Origin of the sequence: Flavobacterium sp. FlaQc-28 (assembly GCF_044007415.1) — a bacterium.
Lineage (GTDB): Bacteria > Bacteroidota > Bacteroidia > Flavobacteriales > Flavobacteriaceae > Flavobacterium.
Map to the genome: position 1 here is coordinate 167,643 of NZ_JBIPCM010000001.1, position 24,802 is coordinate 192,444.

Annotated in this window: 24 protein-coding genes and 1 riboswitch; of the genes, 1 reads left to right on the plus strand and 23 read right to left on the minus strand. The window is 34.7% G+C overall.

Annotated elements, in window-relative coordinates; translation table 11 throughout:
* Positions 1-259: 259 nt before the first annotated feature.
* The 17 genes from ACHRVL_RS00695 to ACHRVL_RS00775 form a co-directional block, all read right to left on the minus strand.
* The gene (locus ACHRVL_RS00695) at positions 260-1,669 is read right to left on the minus strand and encodes a pyridoxal phosphate-dependent decarboxylase family protein (protein ID WP_395409577.1); all 1,410 of its coding nucleotides are present in this window, start codon (positions 1,667-1,669) and stop codon (positions 260-262) included.
* Between the two features lie 89 nt (positions 1,670-1,758).
* Positions 1,759-2,982 carry a dicarboxylate/amino acid:cation symporter gene (locus ACHRVL_RS00700; protein ID WP_395409579.1) on the minus strand — a complete coding sequence of 408 codons (1,224 nt, stop codon included), beginning with the start codon at positions 2,980-2,982 and terminating at the stop codon, positions 1,759-1,761.
* A gap of 67 nt (positions 2,983-3,049) precedes the next feature.
* Positions 3,050-3,703 carry a class I SAM-dependent methyltransferase gene (locus ACHRVL_RS00705; RefSeq protein ID WP_395409581.1) on the minus strand — a complete coding sequence of 218 codons (654 nt, stop codon included), beginning with the start codon at positions 3,701-3,703 and terminating at the stop codon, positions 3,050-3,052.
* 242 nt (positions 3,704-3,945) lie between these two features.
* Positions 3,946-4,902, minus strand: a complete 957-nt coding sequence (gene metF, locus ACHRVL_RS00710; RefSeq protein ID WP_089052598.1) for a methylenetetrahydrofolate reductase [NAD(P)H] — start codon at positions 4,900-4,902, stop codon at positions 3,946-3,948.
* Positions 4,903-5,065: 163 nt separating this feature from the next.
* On the minus strand, positions 5,066-7,741 hold the full coding sequence (metH, locus tag ACHRVL_RS00715) for a methionine synthase (RefSeq protein ID WP_395409583.1): 2,676 nt from the start codon (positions 7,739-7,741) through the stop codon (positions 5,066-5,068).
* 232 nt (positions 7,742-7,973) lie between these two features.
* Complete coding sequence (locus ACHRVL_RS00720; protein WP_395409585.1) at positions 7,974-8,294, minus strand: YbbC/YhhH family protein; 321 nt, start codon at positions 8,292-8,294, stop codon at positions 7,974-7,976.
* A 24-nt stretch (positions 8,295-8,318) separates the two neighbouring features.
* On the minus strand, positions 8,319-9,323 hold the full coding sequence (locus ACHRVL_RS00725; protein WP_395409586.1) for a homocysteine S-methyltransferase family protein: 1,005 nt from the start codon (positions 9,321-9,323) through the stop codon (positions 8,319-8,321).
* 304 nt (positions 9,324-9,627) lie between these two features.
* Positions 9,628-9,744: riboswitch (SAM riboswitch) on the minus strand.
* Between the two features lie 112 nt (positions 9,745-9,856).
* Entirely contained in the window at positions 9,857-10,150 is a 294-nt protein-coding gene (locus ACHRVL_RS00730) for a type II toxin-antitoxin system RelE/ParE family toxin (protein WP_395409588.1), read from the minus strand.
* On the minus strand, positions 10,141-10,368 hold the full coding sequence (locus tag ACHRVL_RS00735; RefSeq protein ID WP_395409591.1) for a hypothetical protein: 228 nt from the start codon (positions 10,366-10,368) through the stop codon (positions 10,141-10,143). The genes ACHRVL_RS00730 and ACHRVL_RS00735 overlap by 10 nt, the downstream gene beginning before the upstream one ends.
* 156 nt (positions 10,369-10,524) lie before the next feature.
* Entirely contained in the window at positions 10,525-11,577 is a 1,053-nt protein-coding gene (locus tag ACHRVL_RS00740; RefSeq protein WP_395409592.1) for an NAD(P)/FAD-dependent oxidoreductase, read from the minus strand.
* A gap of 98 nt (positions 11,578-11,675) precedes the next feature.
* On the minus strand, positions 11,676-12,257 hold the full coding sequence (locus tag ACHRVL_RS00745) for a bifunctional precorrin-2 dehydrogenase/sirohydrochlorin ferrochelatase (protein ID WP_144337552.1): 582 nt from the start codon (positions 12,255-12,257) through the stop codon (positions 11,676-11,678).
* 138 nt (positions 12,258-12,395) lie between these two features.
* Entirely contained in the window at positions 12,396-13,169 is a 774-nt protein-coding gene (cobA, locus tag ACHRVL_RS00750) for a uroporphyrinogen-III C-methyltransferase (RefSeq protein ID WP_395409594.1), read from the minus strand.
* On the minus strand, positions 13,162-15,252 hold the full coding sequence (locus ACHRVL_RS00755; protein ID WP_395409595.1) for a HEPN domain-containing protein: 2,091 nt from the start codon (positions 15,250-15,252) through the stop codon (positions 13,162-13,164). Before ACHRVL_RS00755 ends, cobA begins: the two co-directional genes overlap by 8 nt.
* An 84-nt stretch (positions 15,253-15,336) precedes the next feature.
* A complete protein-coding gene (locus ACHRVL_RS00760) occupies positions 15,337-16,581 on the minus strand; it encodes a sulfate adenylyltransferase subunit 1 (protein ID WP_395409597.1) in 1,245 nt (414 codons plus the stop codon).
* 136 nt (positions 16,582-16,717) lie between these two features.
* A complete protein-coding gene (gene cysD, locus ACHRVL_RS00765; protein WP_035645595.1) occupies positions 16,718-17,617 on the minus strand; it encodes a sulfate adenylyltransferase subunit CysD in 900 nt (299 codons plus the stop codon).
* Positions 17,618-17,772: 155 nt separating this feature from the next.
* Positions 17,773-18,483, minus strand: a complete 711-nt coding sequence (locus ACHRVL_RS00770; protein WP_395409598.1) for a phosphoadenylyl-sulfate reductase — start codon at positions 18,481-18,483, stop codon at positions 17,773-17,775.
* Between the two features lie 27 nt (positions 18,484-18,510).
* A complete protein-coding gene (locus ACHRVL_RS00775; RefSeq protein ID WP_395409600.1) occupies positions 18,511-19,413 on the minus strand; it encodes a sulfite exporter TauE/SafE family protein in 903 nt (300 codons plus the stop codon).
* Between the two features lie 303 nt (positions 19,414-19,716).
* Between ACHRVL_RS00775 and ACHRVL_RS00780 the strand changes: the two genes are divergently transcribed.
* Positions 19,717-20,499 (plus strand): sulfite exporter TauE/SafE family protein, encoded by a 783-nt coding sequence (locus ACHRVL_RS00780; RefSeq protein ID WP_395409602.1) that lies wholly within the window; start codon positions 19,717-19,719, stop codon positions 20,497-20,499.
* Between the two features lie 74 nt (positions 20,500-20,573).
* Here the strand turns inward: ACHRVL_RS00780 and ACHRVL_RS00785 are convergent, their stop codons facing one another.
* From ACHRVL_RS00785 to ACHRVL_RS00810, 6 genes are all read right to left on the minus strand, one after another.
* The gene (locus ACHRVL_RS00785) at positions 20,574-20,984 is read right to left on the minus strand and encodes an Rrf2 family transcriptional regulator (protein WP_089052586.1); all 411 of its coding nucleotides are present in this window, start codon (positions 20,982-20,984) and stop codon (positions 20,574-20,576) included.
* Between the two features lie 144 nt (positions 20,985-21,128).
* On the minus strand, positions 21,129-21,635 hold the full coding sequence (locus ACHRVL_RS00790; RefSeq protein WP_395409604.1) for an RDD family protein: 507 nt from the start codon (positions 21,633-21,635) through the stop codon (positions 21,129-21,131).
* Between the two features lie 162 nt (positions 21,636-21,797).
* Positions 21,798-22,970 (minus strand): PLP-dependent aspartate aminotransferase family protein, encoded by a 1,173-nt coding sequence (locus ACHRVL_RS00795; protein ID WP_129053189.1) that lies wholly within the window; start codon positions 22,968-22,970, stop codon positions 21,798-21,800.
* Positions 22,971-23,108: 138 nt separating this feature from the next.
* The gene (locus ACHRVL_RS00800) at positions 23,109-23,534 is read right to left on the minus strand and encodes an OsmC family protein (protein WP_395409605.1); all 426 of its coding nucleotides are present in this window, start codon (positions 23,532-23,534) and stop codon (positions 23,109-23,111) included.
* A 16-nt stretch (positions 23,535-23,550) separates the two neighbouring features.
* Positions 23,551-24,210, minus strand: coding sequence for a DUF3592 domain-containing protein (locus tag ACHRVL_RS00805; protein WP_395411071.1), 660 nt, complete (start codon positions 24,208-24,210; stop codon positions 23,551-23,553).
* Between the two features lie 30 nt (positions 24,211-24,240).
* Entirely contained in the window at positions 24,241-24,798 is a 558-nt protein-coding gene (locus ACHRVL_RS00810) for a hypothetical protein (RefSeq protein ID WP_395409606.1), read from the minus strand.
* Between the last annotated feature and the right edge of the window lie 4 nt (positions 24,799-24,802).

The following is a 24,802-nucleotide window of genomic DNA, read 5'->3' on the forward strand; positions in this document are numbered from 1 at the left end:
CAAACTTAGCCTCTTTCAATAGTTTTTCCAAACTATTTTTAATTATTCTAAATAAGGATAATAATTAACTTTTAAACTTAAGAATCAATAAAAAAAACAGCATTCCTTAATCAATAATTAACTTTAGCTTAAGATTTGATTAAGATTTTCAATCATAAAAGTTAAATTTCAGAACACTTTTTTAATAAAAAACAGCGTTTTGCGCATAAAAAAAGCCCGCTTAATACATAAACGGGCTTTAAAAATTCTATATTAGGGCTTATAAATCCAAATCTGAAATTGTATTTTTCATTTCTTCTATTACAATTTTAATATCTTCTTCGGCAGTTCTCCAATTTACAAAGGAGGCTCTAATGCCTTTTTTATTTTGATAAACAGTTGGTGTCATAAATACTTTTCCAGTATCATTTAGCTTCGCTAAGAATTGAGCAACTTTGTCTTGATTTTCGTCGCCTTTTAAAGTAAAACAAACATTATTTAGACGAATTGGAGCAAGAAGTTCAAAACGGCCATCTTCGATAAGTTCATTTCCAAAATGCAGCGCTAGTAAAGCACTTTTTTCAATAATGTCGCAAAATCCTTCTTTTCCGTAAGCCACTAAAGAAAACCAAACTGGCAAAGCTCTTAAACGACGTGAGTTTTCTGGAAGAACATTTAAATAATTAAAATTTTCAAGCGGGTTTCCTAAATAAGGTGCATTCGAATTTTGAAACGTTTCAATTTGCAGATTAATATGCTCTTTTTTTACCAAATAAAATGCACTTTCATAAGGAACGTTCAACCATTTATGGCAATCAACAGCAATACTGTCTGCACCCTGCCAGCCTTCTATATAATGCTTATATTTCTCTGAAACTGCAGCAAAACCGCCAAAAGCCGCATCAATATGCCACCAGAAATTATATTTCGATCTAAGAGCTGAAATCTCCTTAAAATCATCAAAATCAGCTGTATTTACGGTTCCTGCACTAGAAATCAAGATAAAAGGTTTCTTATTTAATTCTTTTATTTTTGCTTCTAAATCAACAATATCAATTGCTTCACGATTACCTTCAATTGTTTTTACAACTGTATAATTCTGGCTTCCAATTCCTAACATTGATAATGTTTTTAAAGAAGACGAATGCGGCATTGCAGTCAATATATTGATGGTTTCTGAAATTCCATTCTTAGCAAAATCTTTACCCAGCTGTTTTCCAAACCATTGTCTCGCCACTCCTAAACAAGTAAAATTTGACATGGTTGCTCCAGTAACAAATCCGCCCATGAATGAATCTGGAAGCTCTAATAATTGAAGTAATAAATGAATGGTTTCAAATTCTATTAATGCTGAATTTCCGCCCTGTGCCGCGACCGCCTGTGTATTCTGATCGTAAATCGACGATAACCAATCGCCTACAATTGAAGCGGGAGTTGATCCTCCTGTTACAAACCCCCAATAACGCGGGCCTGGCGAAGAGACTAATAAAGGAACTAATCTTTCATTAAATTCTATTAAAGCTTCTTCAGAGCCCAAACCTGATTCGTTTAAAGCACGGTTTGTATCTACTTTATTTTTACTTGAAGTTGGAATATTCTCAAGATTATTCAAGAAATCAATTCCTTGTTGTTTTGCTTTTTCTAAGATAACTTCGAAATTTTTTAGATCATGCTGCAGTATTGAATTCATATTATATAGTATTAGTTTTCATACTGATTTTTCAGTAGAAAACAGGTTAATTAATATTTAATGTGAAAATGTAAAACGTACTTAAAAAGCTACCATTTGGTTTTTTCCGAAAATCTGGAAACCATCATCGAGCAAATTACATCGCCATTTGCATTTAGTAAAGTAGCAATTGGATCAACCAGAGTTCCTAGGATCATGGCAACTGGCAATGCCTGTTCCATTGGAAAACCATAAACGGTGATGGCTAAAACTTCTCCTATATAACCTCCATTTGGAATTCCGCCTTCGACAATCGAAACAACAATTGTAATTCCGAGGGCCAAAAGTATGGTTGAAGGTTCTGTAAAATCCTTTCCAAACATGGCAAACAAGAAGGTTATTTTTAAAATAGACGACATACTCGAGCCATCTTTATGCAAAGGTGCTCCAAGCGGAATCACCAAATTACGTACATGCGCTGGAATTCCCATTTTTTGTGCCGCATCGAGATTTGCTGGAATCGTTGCAATACTGCTGCAAGTTCCAACTGCAGTTAATGAAGCGGTTACATTATTGCTCCAAAAAACTTTGAAAGCTCTTTTTCCTCCGGCAACAAGCGCGTACAAACTAAAAAATACAAAGAAATAAAAGATGCAGGCCGCATAATATACAGCCATAGGTTTTGCATAAACTCCAAACAACTGCGGCCCAAAAATACCAACCTGATAAGCAAAATAAGCTCCTAAACCAATTGGAGCAAATTTCATTATAATATTCAAAAGCTGTTTCATTACCTCGTTTCCTGAATCCAGAAAACTCTTGAAAGCATTTCCTTTTTCACCAGATTGTAATGTGGCAAATCCAATTAAAAAGGAGAATATAATAAGTGCCAGCATACTTTTTCGTGACAATAATTCGAAAAAATCATTTGCCGTAAGCAGCTTTGCGATCTGATCTCCAGCTGACCCGGATTGAATGTTTTCAAACGGAACTTTGGTAATAGCAATATCCTGATGAATTGGAAAAAGATAAACGGCGCAAATCATTACAATGCCAGAAATTAGAATTGTCGCGAGAAAAACCAATATCATTATAACAAACAGCTTTCCAAGTTTTTCTGTTTTTTCCAAATTGGCAATCGAAGAACCAATCGTAAAAAAAATAAGTGGAATAATTGCTGTAAAAAGTAAATTCAGAAATATATCGCCAATCGGTTTTATTATCAGAACTTTTTCTCCAAATACCAATCCTAAAATACTTCCTATAATAATACCGCCAAGAAGCAAAAGTATGCTGCTGTAACTCTGCAAAAAATTGATTTTCTTAACTTCCATAATTGTAAAAAATTATAATTCAGAAAGATTAATAATAAAGAATGAAAGCACATAAAAACTGCGAGAATTATTTTTCCAGAACAATCGTTGTAAAAGCCCTGTCAACTAATTCTCCTGTTTTGCTTTTTACTTTTTCGGTTTGTGTTTCTGTATACACAATTTTAAAATCCGATTTTTTGATTAATTCCTGCGCTTTTTCTGTACTGTATAATTCGAATTCAAATTGAGTAAACGGAAGTTTCTTCATGAAATCTTCTTCAGCAAATGTTAAGCAGAAATTCCCATTCAGCTTTAGTACTCTGTAAATCTCTGCTAATAATTCTTCCGGCCTCTGCCAAAAGTAAATTGTATTTACAGTAAAAATTTTATCGAATAACTCATCTTCAAACGGAATCGTATTTCCATCATAAAGTGAAAAGAAAGCTTGTTTTTGAGAAACAAAATTTCGATTGATCTGGCGTGCTTCCTGAAACATCAATTCCGACATTTCCAGCCCGTAGTATTTTAGTTTTTCCGCTTGTTCAAACAAAAATTCAACGTGACCCGCATTTCCGTGGCCCAGTTCCAGAATTCTATTTTCGTTTGAAATATTTAGATTCTGAATCGAATGTTTGGTCATATTGATGTTCGTTTCATTCATCATATTTCCCATTTCGATTCCTTTTTCTCCTGTTGGAAGTTTTAACTGAGAGGCTATGGCTTGTAGTTCTTCTTGTTTCATTACGCGAAAATTTTAAACTTCTAAATTAAACAAAATCCTTCGAGAATTCGTTATCATCTGAATTCCAATTTTATGCCATTTTTGTCATTCCGAGGAACGGGGAATCACACTAGAAACTCCGCAAAGTAGATTATCAATCTTTGTCGACACCCGAGTGAGATTCCCCGTTCCTCGGAATGACAAACTATACTCAATCAACTTTGTCAAAGTTTTAAACTTTGACAAAGTTCCTCACAAAGACCTTAAAAAACCTGACTCGCGATCTGACGAATATTCTCTGATTTACCCATTGAATAATAGTGCAAAACAGGAACTCCGGCAGCTTTTAATTCAAGTGACTGCTGAATTGCCCATTCGATTCCGACTTGCTTGATTTCAGCGTTATTTTTGCATTTATATACTGCATCGATTAAATCTTCAGGTAAATCGATTCTGAAAATTTGAGGCAGAATTTGCAAATGTCTTTGTACCGCAATTGGTTTTATTCCTGGAATAATAGGGATTGTGATACCTATTTCTCTCGCTTTTTCTACAAAAGCAAAATATTTCGAATTATCAAAAAACATTTGTGTTACCACATAATCTGCTCCAGCATCTACTTTTTCTTTTAATCTTTTTAAGTCAGATTGTAATGATGGTGATTCTAAATGTTTTTCAGGATAACCCGCAACACCAATACAGAAATCAGCTTTATTGTCAATATCCATCACTTCGTGCAGATATTTTCCACAATTCAAATCATTAATTTGCTTTACCAAATCAATCGCAAAATGATTTCCGCCAGCTTTTGGCACAAAAGATTGTTCATCTTTCATAGCGTCGCCACGAAGTGCCATCACATTATTAATTCCTAAATACTGACAATCAACCAGCATATATTCTGTTTCCTCCTGTGTAAATCCGCCGCAAAGTAAGTGTGGAACAGTATCAACATTGTATTTATGTTTTATAGAAGCGCAAATTCCAAGCGTTCCCGGACGCATACGAGTTAACTTTTTATCTAAAAGTCCGTTGCCCTTGTCTATGTAAATATATTCTTCGCGCGAAGTTGTTACGTCAATAAACGGCGGTTTAAATTCCATCAACGGATCAATATTATCGTATAATTCCTGAATACTTTTTCCTTTTTGAGGCGGAATAAGTTCAAATGAGAATAATGTATTTCCTTTGGCGTTTTCTATATGCTCTGTTACTTTCATTTCTTAAGTTATGAGTTATGATTATGTTTTTGAATAGTTTGTGTAAAAAATCTGAAATCAAAAACTTAAATCAAATATCTTTTTGTTTCAAGTTTAAAGTTTCAGGTTTCAATTTGCTGTACAGAACTTGAAACTTTAAACCTGAAACCTGAAACTTTTTTCGTTAATCTGCTATATTAGGATTCAACCATTTCATTGCGTAATCCGTTGGAACATTACGTCGTTTGGCGTAATCTACAACTTGATCTTCTTTTATTTTTCCGAGTCCGAAATATCGGCTTTTTGGGTTTCCAAAATAATATCCTGAAACAGATGAAGCCGGCCACATCGCCATACTTTCTGTCAAGGTAACTCCAATTTCTTCGGCTACATTTAAGAGTTTCCAAATCGTTGGTTTTTCCAAGTGATCTGGACAAGCCGGATAACCCGGAGCCGGACGGATTCCTTTATAATTTTCTTTAATCAATTCTTCGTTGGTTAAAGATTCTTCGCTGTCATAACCCCAGAAATCTTTACGCACGCGCTCGTGAAGATATTCGGCGAAAGCCTCAGCAAAACGATCCGCAAGGGCTTTAACCATAATCGAATTATAATCGTCTAGATTCTTTTCGTATTCCGCTGCCCATTCGTCAACACCAAAACCTGTTGTTACACAGAAAGCTCCCATATAATCCTCGATTCCGCTTTCTTTTGGCAGGATAAAATCAGATAAAGCGATATTTGGAGCACCTTTTGTTTTTTGTGACTGCTGACGAAGCGTTAAGAATTTCTCTAAAACTTTTCCGTTTTCATCACGCAATTCGATATCGTCGTCATCAACCTGATTCGCAGGGAAAATTCCATAAATACCTTTTGCTTTTAGTTTTTTCTCTTCCAGAATTACTTTCAGCATTGCCTGAGCATCGTTAAAAACAGATGTCGCTTGCTCGCCCACAACTTCATCCGTTAAAATCGCAGGATATTTCCCGTACAATTCCCAAGTCTGAAAAAATGGCGTCCAGTCGATATATGGAACCAAAACATCTAGTTCTATTTCTATGGTTTGTTTTCCAATTACTTTTGGCTTAACTGGAGTATATTCGCTCCAGTCCAATGGCAATTTGTTTTTACGGGCATCTTCAATCGTCAGGAAGTTTTTATCTCTTGAACGGTTTAAGAATGTTTCTCTAAAAGAATCATATTCTGCACGAATATCTGCCGCATATATTTTTCTATTATGATCCAACAGATTTCCTGCAACGGTAACGGCTCTCGAAGCATCGTTAACGTGAATTACAGTTTCTCTGTATTGAGGCGCTATTTTCACGGCCGTATGCGCGCGCGAAGTGGTTGCCCCACCAATCATAATCGGGATTTTAATTCCTTGTTTATCTAATTCTTTGGCCAAATACACCATTTCGTCAAGCGAAGGCGTAATCAATCCGCTTAATCCAATAATGTCTACTTCATGTTCAATCGCGGCCGCAATGATTTTCTCTGGAGGCACCATTACACCAAGATCTACAATCTCATAATTGTTACAAGCCAAAACTACCGAAACGATGTTTTTACCAATATCGTGAACATCACCTTTTACAGTTGCCATAAGGATTTTTCCATTTCCTTGTTTATCTCCGGCTTGTTTGCTCGCTTCGATAAAAGGCAGTAAGTAAGCCACCGCTTTTTTCATTACACGAGCCGATTTTACAACCTGAGGAAGGAACATTTTTCCGCTTCCGAATAAATCTCCAACCACATTCATTCCTGTCATCAAATTGATTTCGATAACTTCAATGGGTTTTGTTGCCGCTAAACGCGCTTCTTCAACATCTTCTTCAATAAAAGCATCAATTCCTTTTACCAATGAATGCGTAATACGTTCCTGAACAGTTCCAAAACGCCATTCCTGAACCGCTTTTTCATCTGATTTTACTTCGCCTTTTACGTTTTCAGCAAAATCCAAAAGTCGTTCTGTGGCATCGTCTCTTCTATCTAAAATTACGTCTTCAACGTGTTCTAATAAGTCTTTCGGAATATCATCATAAATCGTCAACATCTCCGGATTAACGATTCCCATCGTCATTCCGTTTTTTATCGCGTGGTATAAAAACACCGAGTGCATCGCTTCACGAACGGTATCATTTCCTCTAAAAGAGAATGAAACGTTACTCACTCCACCGCTAATATGCGCATGCGGAAGATTTTCACGAACCCATTTTGTTCCTCTAAAGAAATCCAAAGCGTTCAATCTATGTTCTTCCATTCCGGTTGCAACCGGGAAAATATTCAAATCGAAAATAATGTCCTGCGGAGGAAACCCAACTTTATTCACCAAAATATCATACGAACGCTGACAAATCTCCACTCTACGATCGTAATTATCCGCCTGACCAACTTCGTCAAATGCCATAATAATTGCCGCCGCTCCATAACGTTTGATTAATCGTGCGTGGTGAATAAAAGCTTCTTCGCCTTCTTTTAACGAAATCGAGTTGACAACGCTTTTTCCTTGTACTACTTTCAGACCGGCTTCAATGATTTCCCATTTCGAACTGTCGATCATAATCGGCACTCTCGAAATGTCTGGTTCTGCCGCAATTAAATTCAAAAATTTAGTCATCGCAGTAACACCGTCAAGCATTCCTTCATCCATATTAATATCGATGATTTGTGCTCCACCTTCTACCTGTTGTCTTGCAATATCAAGCGCCTCGTCATATTTCTCTTCCTTGATTAATCTCAGGAATTTTCTTGAACCTGTTACATTTGTACGCTCACCAACATTCACGAAAACACTTTCCGGCGTAATAATCAACGGTTCTAATCCTGATAATACAAGGTCTCTTCTTTTTTCTGTCATTTCTTTTTAAGTTACTGAGATTCTAAGATGCTTAGATTCTAAGTTTTTTATTCTATATTTTTAGGTTTTTAAACCTGTAATCTTTTAATATTTTGGGCGTGTCCCTCCGGGTCGGGCTATCCGTTACAAGTCCTCGCTCTTCCTTCGTCAGGCTGTGGGCTTTTCACTTCTACCCCTCACGCAAACTTGGTTTCAAAACACCTTTATAGTTCTTTTACTTTCAATTATCTTTCTACTTTCCATGCATCATATAAAGAACTTTACCGTTTTTTGCTGAGATTTTAATATCAAAGACACCTCCAAAACCAATACTATTAAAAGTCCCTTTAATATGCCAAATAGAATCATTTTCTATTGTTACTCTATAAGGTCTTTGATCTTCTATTTGATCTTTACCATATGATTCAAATAAAATTGGTTCTGCTATTCCGACTGCCGTTTCTTCTTTTGTAACCAAACAATCGTCACATTTAATACTTTTCTGAAAAACTGTATTAGTTGTATAATTACAACTTACAAGCATCAAACTAATCAGAAACAAAATCTTCTTCATATTTGTTGAAAAACTCATCATGAGTTATGCAATAACCGGAGCCACTCTGGGTTTATAATCCTTCGCAACCTCAGCCATTAATCGAATATGATCTGGAGTTGTTCCACAACAACCTCCAATGATATTGATTAAATTATCATCTAAATATTCTTTAATAAAAGCCTGAGTCTGTTCTGGCGTTTCATCGTATTGTCCGAAAGCATTTGGCAATCCTGCGTTTGGATGCGCCGAGACATTAAAGCTTGTATTATGCGCTAATGTCTTTAAATACGGCTTCAATAAATCGGCTCCAAGAGCGCAATTGAATCCTACACTTAATAACGGAATATGTGAAACTGAAATCAAAAACGCTTCAACAGTCTGTCCTGAAAGTGTTCTTCCAGAAGCATCTGTAATTGTTCCTGAAACCATGATTGGAATATCGATGTTGCGTTCTTCTTTTACTTCTTCAATCGCAAAAAGTGCAGCTTTTGCATTTAATGTATCAAAAATCGTTTCTACTAAAAGTAAATCACAGCCACCGTCCATTAAAGCTTCTGCTTGTTGTTTGTATGCAATTCGTAAATCGTCAAACGTTACGGCTCTGTAACCCGGATCGTTTACATCTGGGGACATACTTGCCGTACGGTTTGTCGGCCCAATTGAACCGGCTACGAAACGTGGTTTTTCCGGATTTTTTGCGGTAAACTCATCGGCAACTTCGCGTGCGAGTTTTGCCGATTCGTAGTTTAACTCGTAAACCAAATCTTCCATATGATAATCAGCCATACCGATTGTCGTTCCTGAAAAAGTATTCGTTTCTACGATATCTGCACCAGCTTCATAATAAGCGGCGTGCACATCTCGAATCGCTTGTGGTTGTGTTAAGGATAGTAAATCGTTGTTTCCTTTTAACGGATGCGGGAAATCTTTGAAACGCTCTCCTCTGAAATCTTCTTCAGAGAAATTATAGCGTTGCAACATTGTTCCCATTGCTCCGTCAAGGATTAGGATATTTTTTTTTATTGCTTCTTGTATTGTTATTGACATATTGTTTTCTTTTAGACACTAAGACGCTAAGGTTCTAAGATGCTAAGTTTTTTTATTATGATTGTGAAGTTTAACCTTCGATATTTTTTCACATTAATTCCAAAAGTGCACTATTGCTGGCTCCTTAGCCCCGATTGAAGTGGAAATTATTTTGCTTTTTCCTTTAAAAAGTAAAATGATTGCAACGTAAAGCGGGAACTATTGACTGCAAAAATGCGCCAATGATTCGCTCCTGATACAGAATCTGTTTCAGTAAATATTATATGTTATCGAGAAAAGTTTTGAGAAATACGAGTATGTATTTGTGTTATCTATCTTTAATACTGGAAAATATCGTATAAAGTAGAATTTAGCACCTTCTTTATGATAAAGGGTTGCTAAGGTTTCATCGGGTCTATCCCTCCGCCTTTCGTGATAACTGACAATAATTTTAAGAACAGTGCAAAGGTATGAAATAGGGTTTCGATTTGCAAATGTTTTTTTTGAAGTTGCTGAGAGGCTAAGATACTGAGATTCTAAGGTTATAATCTTAGTTAGTGTTTAGGTTTTTGCTTAGTTCCTCTAAAATTGATAATTGTAATAATATTAGATTTTTTGTCAATGCTGTAAACCAAATAATTGTTTTTATCTACAATTGCTTTATACAATGACTTATTTTTTTCGGATTTCGGGAATTGATCGGGATTTAGATTGATTTGATTTATTACTTGCTGTATTTTATTTTCTAAGTTTAAAATCTCTTTTGCTGTCCATTTTGCTTCAAGATAATCAACAACTTTATTAAAACCTTTTACGGCTTGTGAAGTCCAAATAAATTTTAATGCCATTTCGAAAATCTTTTCATCACATCTTCATGACTTACAACCTCTCCTTTTTCGGCTTGATCTAGTCCAATTTGAATTTCGTTTTTCTCTGATTCTGATAAATCCTCAAACCAATCATTTTGATTTGCTTTCAAAACCAATTCCAGTTTTTCCAAAACGCTCTCGTCTTCCACCTTAACCAACTCTTGAATAAATTGATATTTTCTAGCCTCTAAATCCATGATTACCAAAATTTATAATTACAAAGATACGTTTTTTTTAGGTTCTGAGATGCTAAGTATGTAAGCGACTAAGCTAAAAAAAGCCCAAACTAAAAGTTTGAGCTTTCTATATAAAAACTTTAGCACCTTAGTCCCTTAGAACCTCAGCACCTCAAATTAAACTATCGCTTTAACAACTGCTTTCGGAGCTTCTTTACGAGTTCCGTCGAAACCGTCTACACCAGAAACTGTTGTATATTTCAATACGTATTTTTTACCTGGATTGATGATTTGGTAAGCAGCTTGGCACATTAAAGTTGCTTCGTGGAAACCACAAAGGATCAACTTTAATTTTCCTGGATATGTGTTTACGTCTCCAATGGCAAAGATTCCCGGAATATTCGTTTGGTAATCTAATGCATTGTTTACTTTAATCGCATTTTTCTCAATTTCTAATCCCCAGTCTCCAATTGGACCTAATTTTGGTGTTAATCCGAAAAGTGGGATGAAATAGTCACATTCGATTTTACGGTGTGCGCCGTTTTCTTCGATATCTAATGATTCAACATGCTCAGCACCGTTGATTCCGATAACTTCTGCTGGTGTGATTAATTTAATTTTTCCAGCTGTTTTTAATTCCTGTACTTTTTCTACTGAATCTAAAGCTCCTCTGAATTCATTTCTTCTGTGAATTAAAGTTACTTCTGAAGCTACGTTTGCTAAGAAGATACTCCAGTCTAAAGCTGAATCTCCTCCTCCTGCAATTACAACTCTTTTATCTCTGAATTTCTCCGGATTTTTGATGAAGTATTTCACTCCTTTATTCTCATAAAATTCGATATCTTCAATAAGTGGTTTACGAGGCTCAAAACTACCTAAACCTCCAGCGATTGCAATAACCGGTGCGTGAAATTTAGTTCCTTTATTTGAGGTTACAATGAAAGATCCGTCTTCTTGTTTGTCGATTGTTTCTGCACGTTCTCCTAAAGTAAAACCTGGCTCAAATTGTTTGATTTGCTCTTGCAAACCATCAATTAAATCTCCGGCTAATACTTCTGGGAATCCAGGAATATCGTAAATTGGTTTCTTTGGATATAACTCTGATAGCTGTCCTCCTGCTTGTGGAAGTGCATCTAAAATGTGGCATTTTAATTTTAACAATCCTGCCTCGAACACGGCAAATAAACCTGTTGGGCCTGCTCCAATTATAAGTATATCTGTTTTAATCATTATGGTTGTTGTTTATAATCATTCTTAATAACGCAAAGAAACGAATAAATCCTTGTACTTTCAATGATTTTTATCATTAATTTCTTTCCGAAACTTTTTTACTCTTTATTTTTTAATGAAGAGGTAATCTCGTTCATTCTTTTAACCTTTTCTTCGAAATTACCTTTTAAGGTTTTTCGGTATTCATTCAGATTTTCAACCATTTGATTGATATCTTCTGGAATTACTTCTTCGAAAAACTCACGTAATCTCTTTGCTGTCGTTGGAGATTTTCCGTTTGTTGAAATGGCTATTTTTACATTTCCTTTTGTCACGATTCCGCCTAGATAATAATCACATAAATCGGGCGTGTCAGCGATATTGCAAATCAAATAACGTTTTCTCGCTAAATCGTAAACCTTTTTATTTACTTTCAAATCGTCTGTACAGGCAATTACCATGTGACGCTTTTTGAGCATTTTCTTTTTAAACTTCGATTTTGTTAATGTAATCGAAGGATGTTTTTCGGCTAAAACTTTTATTTCTAAATGAAATTCTTTTGCCACTACCTCAACATTTGCATTCGGACTTGACTTTAACAAGAAAGAAAGCTTTTCCAGACCTACATTTCCTCCACCTACAATTAGTACATTTAAATTGTGAAGCTTTAGAAATATTGGATATAATTCGTTTTGTTCCATTTTAATTTAATTTCATCTAAACAAAATTAGATGATTTTTCTATTGTCTTTGGCAAAATTGGGTTAAAATCCAACGTCATTGCCGTGCGTCCATCGGGTTGAAACCCGACGCTACAATATGAATCGTTCCTTCGGAACTTTATCTTGCAATTTCTTTTGATAGAAATTCTTCGTAAAAACCTTTTAATTTATTGCTTTCTCGGACAACTTCTCCAAGAACAATAATCGCTGGTGAACCTAATTCTTTTTGTTTTACAATATTTAAAATAGAATCTACAGTTCCAACTCCAACTTTTTCTTCTGCTGTTGTTCCGTTTTGGATGATCGCAACGGGTAAATTTCCTTTATTTTCTTTCTGAAATAAATCGATAATTTGAGGCAATTTGTGCATTCCCATCAAAATCACAACTGTTGCAGAAGATTTGGCTGATAAGGCAATATCTGAAGATAATTTTCTATCAGAAGTTGTTCCTGTTATTGCCCAAAAGCTTTCTGAAACGCCTCTTTTTGTTATTGAAATTCCTTGGCTTGCAGGTACTGCAACTACTGATGAAATTCCCGGAACTACGATAGTTTCTATTCCGAAACTTTCTGCAAATTCTACTTCTTCGCTTCCTCTTCCAAAAATGAAAGGATCTCCGCCTTTTAATCGCACAACATTTCCGTACGTCAAGGCATTATCCACAATCAATTGATTGATTTGATCTTGCGTGTACGCATGATTTCCGATTCTTTTTCCAACAAAAATTCTAATTGCACTTTTTGGTGCGTAATCCAGAATTTCTTCGTTGGCCAAAGCGTCGTATAAAACCACATTTGCTTCAGCCAATGCCTTTACAGCTTTTAGCGTAAGTAAATCTGGATCGCCCGGACCTGCACCGACTAAAGTTATTTTGGGTTTTATATTAAGCATTTTCTAATTCCTGAGCTCTGAAAGTTTCGATTTTATCAAAGAAAACTACTGCCTGAGCAATGTAATCTTTAGCGAAAGCTTCTGATGGTTCGTTTTTATTGATTTGGTAAACCAAGTCTTTAAAAGTTGAGTTTAATTCGATTTTGTTGTTTTCGATGAAAACAGTATCAAACAAGTCTACAATTCCTGCGTGATGATTTGTTTTTTGGTTTTCTGACAACAATAAAGCTTTTGCTCCATTTACAAATCCTGCGTAAGCATGGTAAATTGCATCTGACCATTTTTTCTCGTCGAAAGATTCCTGAGCCAAAATCAATTTCTCTTTAGCTTCAAACAATAAAGTTGCTACTAAATCGATCACTACTCCGGCACATTCTCCAACTCCAACTGCTTTTACATAATTGTCTGCGTTACCCCAATCTACAAAATCAGCTTCTGTTAAATTGGTAACATCAGCATACGGTTTTAAGATTTCGTAGAAATATTTTTCTCCTTTTGCATCATAATAATCAAGGAATTTTTGTCCGCTTCCGTTAGCATCAAAATCATTTAAAATGGTACGCAACGCATCAGGACCTCTACGACTAGGCACTTTGATTACTTTATCTGCAAAACGTCCCGCTCCATTTCCTAATCTTCCTCCGCCTAACAAAACTTGTAAAGCCGGAGCAACCAATTTTCCTGAGTTAATAGACATTCCCTGGAATCCAATTGCAGACATATTGTGCTGTCCGCAGGCATTCATACAACCTGAAATTTTAATTTCGATTTCGCGGTTGTTTAAATACTGAGGATATTCGGCAGTTAAAACTCTTTCTAATTCTTCTGCAATACCGGTACTACTTGCAATCCCCAAATTACAAGTATCAGTACCCGGACATGCCGTAATATCTCCAACTGAATTATATCCTAATTGAACAAAGTCAAGTTTGGCTAATTCTTGATAAAAGAAAGGAAGATTCTCTTCTTTTATGTGACGTATTACAATATTTTGACGCAATGAAAAACGTAATTCATTTGCTCCGTAATTTTTAATTAAAGCAGCTAATAATCGGGCTTTATCGGTATAAAAATCGCCTAATAAAACTTTGATTCCAATAGCATAATAACCGTCTTGTTTCTGCTTGATTACATTCGATTTTTTCCACGCTTCATACGCTTTTGTATCTTCGATTGTAACTTGCGGAACTTCTAATAACGGTTCTGTAATTGGTCCATCAAAAGCGGTTGTATCAATTTCATATGTTTCAAAAGCGATGGCTTTTTTCTCTTTTTCAACCAAGTCAAGGAAAACATCTCTTCCCATTTCTTTGATTAAGAATTTCATACGGGCTTTCATTCTTTTGGCACGCTCACCATATCTGTCGAAAATACGGATGATTCCTTCTGCTGTTGGAATGATTTCGTTTACCGGAACAAATTCTGAAAGTAATTCAGCGTGTGCTGGCTGAGATCCTAAACCTCCTCCGAACATAATTTTGAAACCTTTTTGACCATCTTTAATTTTAGGAATAAATCCTAAATCGTGTAAATAACTCAAAGCTGTATCTTCATCTGAAGAAGAGAACGAAATTTTGAATTTACGTCCCATTTCCTGACAGATTGGGTTTCTTAACAAATATTGAAAAAGTCCGTGTGCATAAGGCGAAACATCAAATGGTTCGTTTACGTCAACTCCAGCCAATTCACTTCCTGTAATATTTCTAACGGTGTTTCCACAAGCTTCACGAAGTGTGATATCGTCTTTAGCCAAATCTGCCCAAAGTTCTGGTGTTCTGTCTAAACTCACATAGTGAATCTGGATATCCTGACGCGTTGTAATGTGCAAACGCCCCGTAGAATATTCATCAGAAACCTGAGTAATACGCACCAATTGCTCGCTGGTAACTTTACCATAAGGCAATTTGATACGAATCATCTGAACGCCTTCTTGACGCTGACCGTAGATTCCACGCGCTAAACGAAGACTACGAAAACGCTCATCATCAATTTTTCCTCCACGGAATAAATGAATCTTTTTTTCTAATTCGATAATCTCCTTCTGAACTACCGGATTTTCTATTTCTGTTCTAAAACTTTCCATTTCTCTTTTGAGTTTTTGGTTGTCGGTTGCTGGTTGTTGGTTGTTGGCTCTAAAAACCATCAACTATCAACTAAAAACCATCAACTATCTAATGAATCCTACTCCTGCTGTTGTGTTTGTTGCTGTATCAATTAAGATGAAAGCTCCGTTTGATTTGTTTTCGTTGTATGAATCAAAATATAACGGTTTGCTTAATTTGATCGTTACTTCTCCAATTTCGTTGATGGCTAATTGAGAAGCTTCTGTCGTTCCTGAGTAATCTGTAGCAATTGTATTTTTAATGCTTTCTACTTTTGCTAAAACTCTGTTTGTATTGTGTTGTACCAAATATTTAGTTCCTGGAACCAATTTTTTACTGTCCATCCAGCAAACTGTCGTGGTAATATCTTTTTCAATTTTTGGAAGTTCTGATGATTTTACAATCATATCGCCTCTTGTTACATTGATATCATTTTCTAATTCGATTGTAATTGAAGAACCTGCAACGGCTTCGTCAAATGTTTTATCGAAAAAGTGAATTTTAGATACTTTTGATTCGGTTAAAGAAGGAAGAACTGTTACAGCATCTCCAACTTTAATTGAATTTCCATATAATTTTCCTGCGTAACCTCTAAAATCGTGGTATTCTTCTGTTTTTGGACGAATAACTGTCTGAACTGGGAAACGTGCTTTTCCTGCTTCAAAAACATCCGAAGCGTGTAACCCTTCTAAATGTTCTAAAACTGTTTGCCCATCAAACCAAGGCATATTTTCAGATTTATCAACTACGTTTCCACCGTTGATGGCACTTAACGGAATGTAACTTACGTTTTGTTCCTTAAAAGTACTTTTTGCATTTAATGCCTGAAAATCGGCTTTGATTTTATTGAAAACTTCTTCAGAATAATCAACTAAATCCATCTTGTTAATCGCAACAATTACCTCTTTTACTCTCAATAAATTATTGATAAAAAAGTGACGGTATGTTTGTTCAATTACACCTTTTCTCGCATCAATTAAAATAATAGAAACCTGAGAAGTCGAAGCTCCTGTAACCATGTTTCTTGTATATTCTACGTGACCCGGAGTATCGGCAATAATGTAACTTTTCTTTGCAGTCGAAAAATAAATATGCGCAACATCAATCGTGATTCCTTGTTCTCTTTCTGCTACTAAACCATCAGTTGCTAGTGAAAAATCAAGATAATCATATCCTTTTTGTTTACTGCTTTTTTCGATTGCTTCTATTTTATCAGTCGTCAATGATTTTGTATCATACAATAATCTCCCGATCAAAGTACTCTTTCCGTCATCTACACTTCCTGCTGTTGCTATTTTTAAAACTTCCATTCTTAATATTTTGTTTCAGGTTTAAAGTTTCAGGTTTTCTCGAAACTTATAAATCCGTATGTTTTTGTTTTCTTGATTCTAACTTTTAATTCATTCTGAATTGCATTCATAATTCACAATTCATAACTCATAATTATTAAAAGTATCCTTGTTGTTTTCTTTTCTCCATCGCCGCTTCAGAACGTTTATCATCAATTCTCGCTCCTCTTTCAGAAATAGTTGATTCTCTAATTTCACCTACAACTTCTTCGATTGTTGCTGCGTAAGATTCAACAGCTGCTGTACAACTCATATCTCCAACGGTTCTGAAGCGAACAATTCTTTCTTCGATTTGTTCGTCTTCTTCTTGGTACACAAAAGGAGAATGCGACCAGATTAAACCGTCTCTCAAAAAAACTTTTCTTTTATGTGAAAAATAGATTGATGGAATTTCGATGTGTTCTTTCTCGATATAGCTCCAAACATCTAATTCTGTCCAGTTTGAAATTGGGAAAACACGAACGTTTTGTCCATTTTCAATTTTTCCATTCAAAATATCAAACAACTCAGGTCTCTGATTTTTTTCGTCCCATTGTCCGAAATCATCACGAACTGAGAAAATACGCTCTTTCGCTCTTGCTTTTTCTTCATCACGACGTGCGCCTCCAATACAAGCATCAAACTTAAATTCTTCAATTGCATCTAAAAGTGTTGTAGTCTGCAAGCTGTTTCTACTAGAATATTTTCCTGTTTCTTCAACCACTTTTCCTTCATCAATAGCATCCTGAACATTACGAACGATTAGCTCTAAACCTAATTCTTCTACTAATTTATCTCTGAAAGCAATAGTTTCAGGGAAATTGTGTCCCGTATCAACGTGTAATAGAGGAAACGGAATCTTAGCAGGGAAAAATGCTTTTTGCGCTAAACGCACTAATGTAATAGAATCTTTTCCTCCTGAGAAAAGTAAAACCGGTTTGTCAAACTGTGAAATTACTTCTCTGAAAATGTATATCGCTTCACTCTCTAAAGCGTTTGTTTTTAATACTGAACTCATTGTTTTTTTGTTTGATATTTTTGTTGTGAAAATTTTGTTTCAGGTTTCATGTTTAAAGTTTCAAGTTGCCCTGATCTAAAAATCTCCACTCTTTATTCTATATTCTCTACTCTATTCTCTAAAAGCAAGTCTTGCCTCTTTCTTCTTGCTTCTACCTAATCTTTTTTCGCACTGTGAAGCCCGCACTCTTTATGGCTTGATTCCCACCACCATCTTCCGGCTCTGATGTCTTCTCCTGGAAAGATTGCTCTCGTACAAGGTGCGCATCCAATACTTACGAAACCTTGTTTGTGCAATGCATTTTGAGGAACATTGTTTTCAGATAAATACGTTTCAACTTCTTCTAAAGTCCATTTTAGTAATGGATTAAATTTTATGATTTCGAAGTTTCCATCGTATTCAAACAGATTTAAATCGTTTCTGTTTTCTGACTGTTCAGCTCTTAGTCCCGTAATCCAAACTGAGTTTCCTGCCAAAGCTTTTCTTAACGGAACAACTTTTCGAATAAAACAACATTCTTTTCTGTTTTCAACTGAATCGTAAAAGCTGTTTGGGCCTTTTGTTTTTAGAAGGTTCTCCACTGCAGTTGCTTCTGGAAAAAAAACTTCAATAGGTCTTTTATACTTTTTTAATGTTTTATGAAAAACGTCATACGTTTCCTGAAACAATCTTCCGGTGTCTAAAGTAAAAACGGTAATATCAGTATTGCTTTTTGCAATAAAATCTGTAATTACCTGATCTTCCTGACCGAAAGATGTCGAAAAAATTACTTTTCCTGGAAACTCTTTTGCTAAAAAAACTAAGGTTTCGTCAAGCGAAAAATCTTTAGTTTTTTCTAATAATTCTTGTACAATAATCGCATTCATAATCTCTCTTCCTTTCTAAAATTATTTTTACAATAATTTAGATAATGTTTTTAAACTCAATAATATAATTAGAACTCCGACAGCAACCATCATTGGTTTTCTTTTGATTTTGTTTACCAAATATGCTGCTAATGGTGCTGAAATAACTCCTCCTAAAATTAATCCGATAATTACTTGCCAGCCGTGGATTCCTCCAAAAAGCATGAACGTAATACCACTTGCAAATGAAATCGCAAACTCAGCCGCATTTACTGAACCAATTGTATATCTTGGGTTTCTTCCTCTTCCTAATAAGGTAGAAGTTACAATTGGTCCCCAGCCGCCGCCGCCAACTGAATCCATAAAACCTCCGAAAACAGCTAAATAACCGAGTTTTTTAGTTTTCTTTTTTACAATACTTTTCTTCAAGGCTTTTTTAATAATAATAACTGCCAAAACAATCATGTATACTGCAATAAATGGCTTAATAATATCTCCATTGATAACATCTGCCAATAAATAAGCTCCCGTTATTGAACCTAAAACCCCTGGAATCAATAAATGTTTAACTAACTTTTTATTAATATTTCCAAATCTGTGATGCGAAAGAGCAGAAGCTCCCGTTGTAAACATTTCAGATACGTGAACCGCAGTACTGCTCACAACCGGCGGCACTCCGTAGGCCAATAAAAACGACGTTGAAGTCGCTCCGTATCCCATTCCTAAAGTACCATCAACCAATTGAGCAAAAACTCCAATAGCAAAAAACACTAAAAATTCTTGATTGAATCCTGCTATAAAAGCATCAACAGAAAAATCAGCATAATGATTATAAATCAATGTTGATAATAAACCTACTAATAAAACTATTGGTATTACAATCCAAAGCCTTTCTTTTAATGAAGCTTCAGACTTCACATCAATACTATTTATTTTCAGTTCTTTCTCCATATTAATACTATTTGATTTGCTTTCAAACCTATTACCCTATCGGGTTAATAGATTACTTTGCAAAAGTACTACTTATTTCTAAAAATCAAAACAATATTTTATTTTTTTTAAAGCTCTAATTATCTACAAATTACTGCTGTAACCTGTCAATAAATTAATTTAACAAATGAAATCAAAACGCATCATATTCAAACAACATCTCTCTTAAAATCATTTGTTTTTTAAATACATTCTTTAATCTCTACAACATCTATAGGATAATTATAAAATTGTTGCTACTTTAGCGCCAAATTTTTTTTAGTTATGGATTTTCAAATAGGCCTTGTAATTGCAGGTTTAGTCGTTGGCTTTATTGTAGGACTAACTGGCGTTGGGGGCGGCTCTTTAATGACTCCAATTTTATTATACTTTGGCATTCCGCCAACTAAGGCCGTTGGAACCGATTTGCTCTACGCTGCTTTTACAAAAGCCGGCGGCATATTTGTTCACAACAAAAAAGGCAATATCAACTGGAAAATTACTGGCTGGCTTACTTTAGGAAGTGTTCCCGCTGCTTTAGTGACTTTATGGATATTAAACAGCATTAAAACAGATATTGAAACTATCAATCGTGTAATTAAGTACAGTTTAGGCTGGGCATTATTGTTTACCTCAATAGCTATTATATTCAAAAAGAAGCTTTTAAATTTCTCTCAAAAACATGCGGGAGATAAATTTCACAGCGAAAGCACTACTCAAAACATGCTTACAATTGGCATTGGGATATTATTAGGCGCCACCGTAACTTTAACTTCTATTGGAGCCGGGGCATTAGGAACTGTAACTTTATTTTTCCTTTATCCGCTTCTGCCAACACCTCGTTTGGTAGGAACCGAAATTGCGCATGCTGTACCTTTAACACTTGTTGCAGGTCTTGGTCATGCTTCGATGGGAAATTTAGATTTAGCTTTATTAGCTCAATTATTATTAGGATCGCTTCCAGGTATATATATAGGAAGCAGTCTAAGCGGAAAAGTTCCTGATGCATTTCTTAGAAACTCGATTGCTGTAATGCTTTTCCTTGCTGGATATAAACTTATTTTTTAGCGTTATAGTATATAATAAAAAAAATGACCATTTCATATTTTTGAAATGGTCATTTTTATTTTCAAAACAAATCATTAAAATGCAATATCGGCTAATGAATTACTTTCTAATATCTTAAGTGTATTATCTCTAACTTCGGTCATTAAACGTCGTGCAGCACAAGAATCTTCATCGTCGCAATCGTCACATTTTTCATAAAAATTATGGCTCGCACATGGCAGCAATGCAATTGGACCTTCAAGAATACGGTACACTTTTGCCATACTAATATCTTTTGGATCTTTGATTAAATAATAACCTCCGCCTTTTCCTTTTTTAGCACCCAAGAAACCTGAATTTCTAAGAAGCAATAAAATACTTTCTAGAAATTTAATCGAAATATGTTCGCTTTTCGCAATTTCAGCGATTTGTACAGGTTCGTTGTTCTCGCGTCTGGCCAAATAAGTTAAAGCTTTAATTCCGTATTTTGTTTTCTTTGAAAGCATTTTTATATTTTAGATTATTGACTGCTGTTTTTTAGATTCTCACTAAAATAAACAATCTTCATAGTTTTTCTGCAACAAAAATAGACTTTTTGAACGAGAATACTAACAGAATAGAAAACTATATTCTACCAAAACAGTATAGTTTTATTGATTTACTTCTTGAACTCCTATTAAATTGAATTCATGAAATGATTTCACTTCTTCATCTAGTGCTTTTTTACTCACAACATAGGTTCCAGATATTGAATCATGCCATCCTCTAGAGCCTCCTAAAAAAGTAAGAGCATCAAAAGGAATTAAACGGCAAAAACTTCTTTTTACAATAGTTCCAAAATCGGGTTTCTGACCATTTTCATCCACAACAATACTTCCTGTAATATATTTTCCTAATGTTCTTCCTAATAATCCTTCCATAGCAATATAATAAATTAACGAGACGATAATCGCGATAAGATTCCATCCTAAATCACCTAAACCATTCATCCAATCTGACAATGCTGTAACATCAAGTAAGGCTGAAAGAACACCAATTACTGCTCCAATAAGGATTAAAATGACAAAAAAAGCTAAAAGGTCAATAATATAATGTAAAAAACGTGCTCCAGCTGACACTAATAATTTATCATCTAAAACGTAAGTAGAATTGCTCATGTGTAATGTGGTTTAGTAGTTGATTATTAATAACTTTTGATTTTGTAATTAACAAAAATATACTTTTTACTGACATCACAAAAAAAGAAAGACCGGTTTTTTAATAGTAATTAATTTACAGTTAAAAAACGGTCTTTCTTTTTGTATTCTAAAATCTAGATTTTAGTCAAGCGCTTGCTTTAAATCGGCAATTACATCTTCTACGGTTTCTAAACCTACAGAAACGCGTACTAAACCTTGTGTAATTCCAACTGCTAACTGATCTGCTTCAGATAATTTGCTGTGCGTTGTTGATGCTGGATGTGTTACAATTGATCTAGTATCTCCAATATTAGCTGATAATGAACAAAGTTTTATTGAATTCAGGAATTTTCTTCCCGCTTCAATTCCGCCTTTAATTTCAAAAGCAATAATATTCCCGCCAGCTTTCATTTGCTTTTTTGCAATTTCGTACTGCGGATGCGATTTCAAGAATGGGTATTTTACACTATTTACATTTGGATGACTTTCTAAAAACTCAGCTACTTTTAAGGCATTTTCGCAGTGTCTATCAACACGAACTGCTAATGTTTCTAAACTTTTTGAAAGAACCCAAGCATTAAACGGTGATAATGCCGGCCCTGTATTTCTTGAAAACAAATAAATCTGTCTGATTAAATCTTCATTTCCAACAGTAATTCCACCCAAAACACGTCCTTGTCCGTCAATTAATTTTGTAGCAGAATGTATTACCAAATGTGCTCCAAATTTAATTGGCTGCTGTAAATATGGTGTTGCAAAACAGTTGTCAATAATTAAAATCAGATTGTGTTTTTTGGCAATATCACCCAACAATTGTAAATCGATTACATCAACCCCAGGATTTGTCGGCGATTCTGCATATAATATTTTGGTGTTTGGCTTAATAAAACTTTCGATTGTTTCCGGCTTATTGATTTCGAAATACGAAGTTTCGATATTCCATTTCGGGAAATAAGTCATGAATAAAGCATGTGTAGAACCAAAAACGCTGCTTGCCGAAACGATGTGATCGCCTGAATTTAACAATGCTGCGAATGTAGAATATACTGCCGCCATTCCAGTTGCGAATGCATAACCCGATTCAGCACCTTCCATTTTGCAAATTTTCTCTACAAATTCTGTAGTATTCGGGTTGCTGAAACGGCTGTAAATATTTCTTTCTTTTTCTTCTGTAAAAGAAGCTCTCATATCTTCGGCATCTTCAAAAACAAAGCTTGACGATAAGTATAATGGCACCGAATGCTCTAGATACTGAGATCTTTCTAATTGTGTTCTAATGGCTTGTGTCTCAAAACCAAATTCTTCTGTATTCATTGTGTGTTGTTTTTTGTTTTTTTCGTTTCAAGTTTCAGGTTTTAAGTTTTAAAAACTAAAATCTAAACTAAAAACAAGTCAACTATTTATGCGCAATCTGAGCATTTTCTAATTATCTAATTGACTAATTATCTAATTTTATAATTGTTCGTTGTTCAAGACAACTTTGTATTTAATTGTTGCTGTTGGCTCAACTGTTTTAGCAACCGAACAATATTTCTCGAAAGAAAGCTGTGCCGCTTTTTTAGCTTTTTCAGGATTGATATCACCTTCTAAATAAAAAACGACATCAATTTCTTTAAAAGGCTTTGCTTCACCAATTTGCACACGCTCACCTTCAACCTCAGCATTAAAAGATGTAATTTCCTGACGCTGCTTCTTTAAAATTGAAATCATATCAATCGCACTGCATCCGGCAACGCCCATTAAAACTAATTCCATTGGACTAGCTCCTAAATCGCTTCCGCCAAATTCGGCTCTGCTGTCAACATCAACTACATGACCTCTTTCATTTTTTAATTTAAAATGAAACGCGTCGTTTACTCTGTTTAACGTTACTTTCATGGTATTTTTCTTTTTTTTATTCTGTATCTAAATCAATATTTCTTGCTTCTAAAACATTGATTTTACTTTCTATATCTATATGAAAACAATTGCTAAATAAAATCGCAAAACCTGCTATCCATATTATAAAAATAATCCAAGTAGCTTCTTTTGCTTTAAATCTGGGTTCATTATTTTTGTCAACCCCTTTTATCACAAAAGGAAGTATGCCAAAAACTACAATAAATGAATTCCATAATATTGTAAAAATTAATAAACCAGTAATCGAATCATTCATTCCCGGAACAATCACGCTTTCTTCGTTATTTGAAGGATTTACGTAAACCAAGACTTTTTTACTGTTTTCTAATTTAAAATACAATCCGTCATGATCGTCAATATTGTTCATACCATAACCAAATGCAATTCTATTTCCTGAATACTTTTTCCCTTCAATAACATAAAGGTACCTAACAATAACTTCATGCGATACCGTCCCTTTATTTGAATGGGAAGTAATATCAGTTTTTTCAATATTGGCAGAAACTGGAATCCATCCCTTCGCTTGCTCAGTTTTAAAAATGCTATAAGAACTAAACAATAAAGTTCCCAATCCTACCAATAGAAAAGGAATAATGAATATTAATCCACAACCCCAATTTTTAAAAAACTTTTTAATATTTATTAAATTTAATATTTACGCCTAAAAACAAATACAGATCTTAAATCACTTGTCTCTTTTATCTAATTTACTCCAATATTCTAATACTTGTTTTTTAGAATCTGCATCCAATGAATTAAAATTATCCGAGAATTTATCAGTCTTAAAATCATCAGAAATATTGGACTCAATGGTATAGAATTGATCTTTTTGTGAAAAAATCAAATGAACCGACTGCTGTTTGAAAGCGGCATCATACAATCCGTAAATAAAAAGAGCGTCAACACTTTTATCTTTATTATAATCGCCAAAAGCTTTTCGGCTTCCCCAAGCCGAAATGATTCCATTATGGTCAACCTCAAGAATAGATTTTACAATCCATTTATCATTGACTTTTGCAAATCTTTGAAAATACATTTTGTCAGGATTGGCATTTTTTTCAATTTTCGAAAAAATAAAGACATTATCTTCCTTTCCTACAACACTAACTTCATCGATTTGAATTGCTCGAACTCCTTTGTAAGGAAAAATTTCTTGTGTATAACTGTCTTTATTTCTGACAACATTAGAAATCTGAGCGGCCAAAATATTCGAGAAAAGCAGTAAAATCAGTAATTTTTTCATTCAA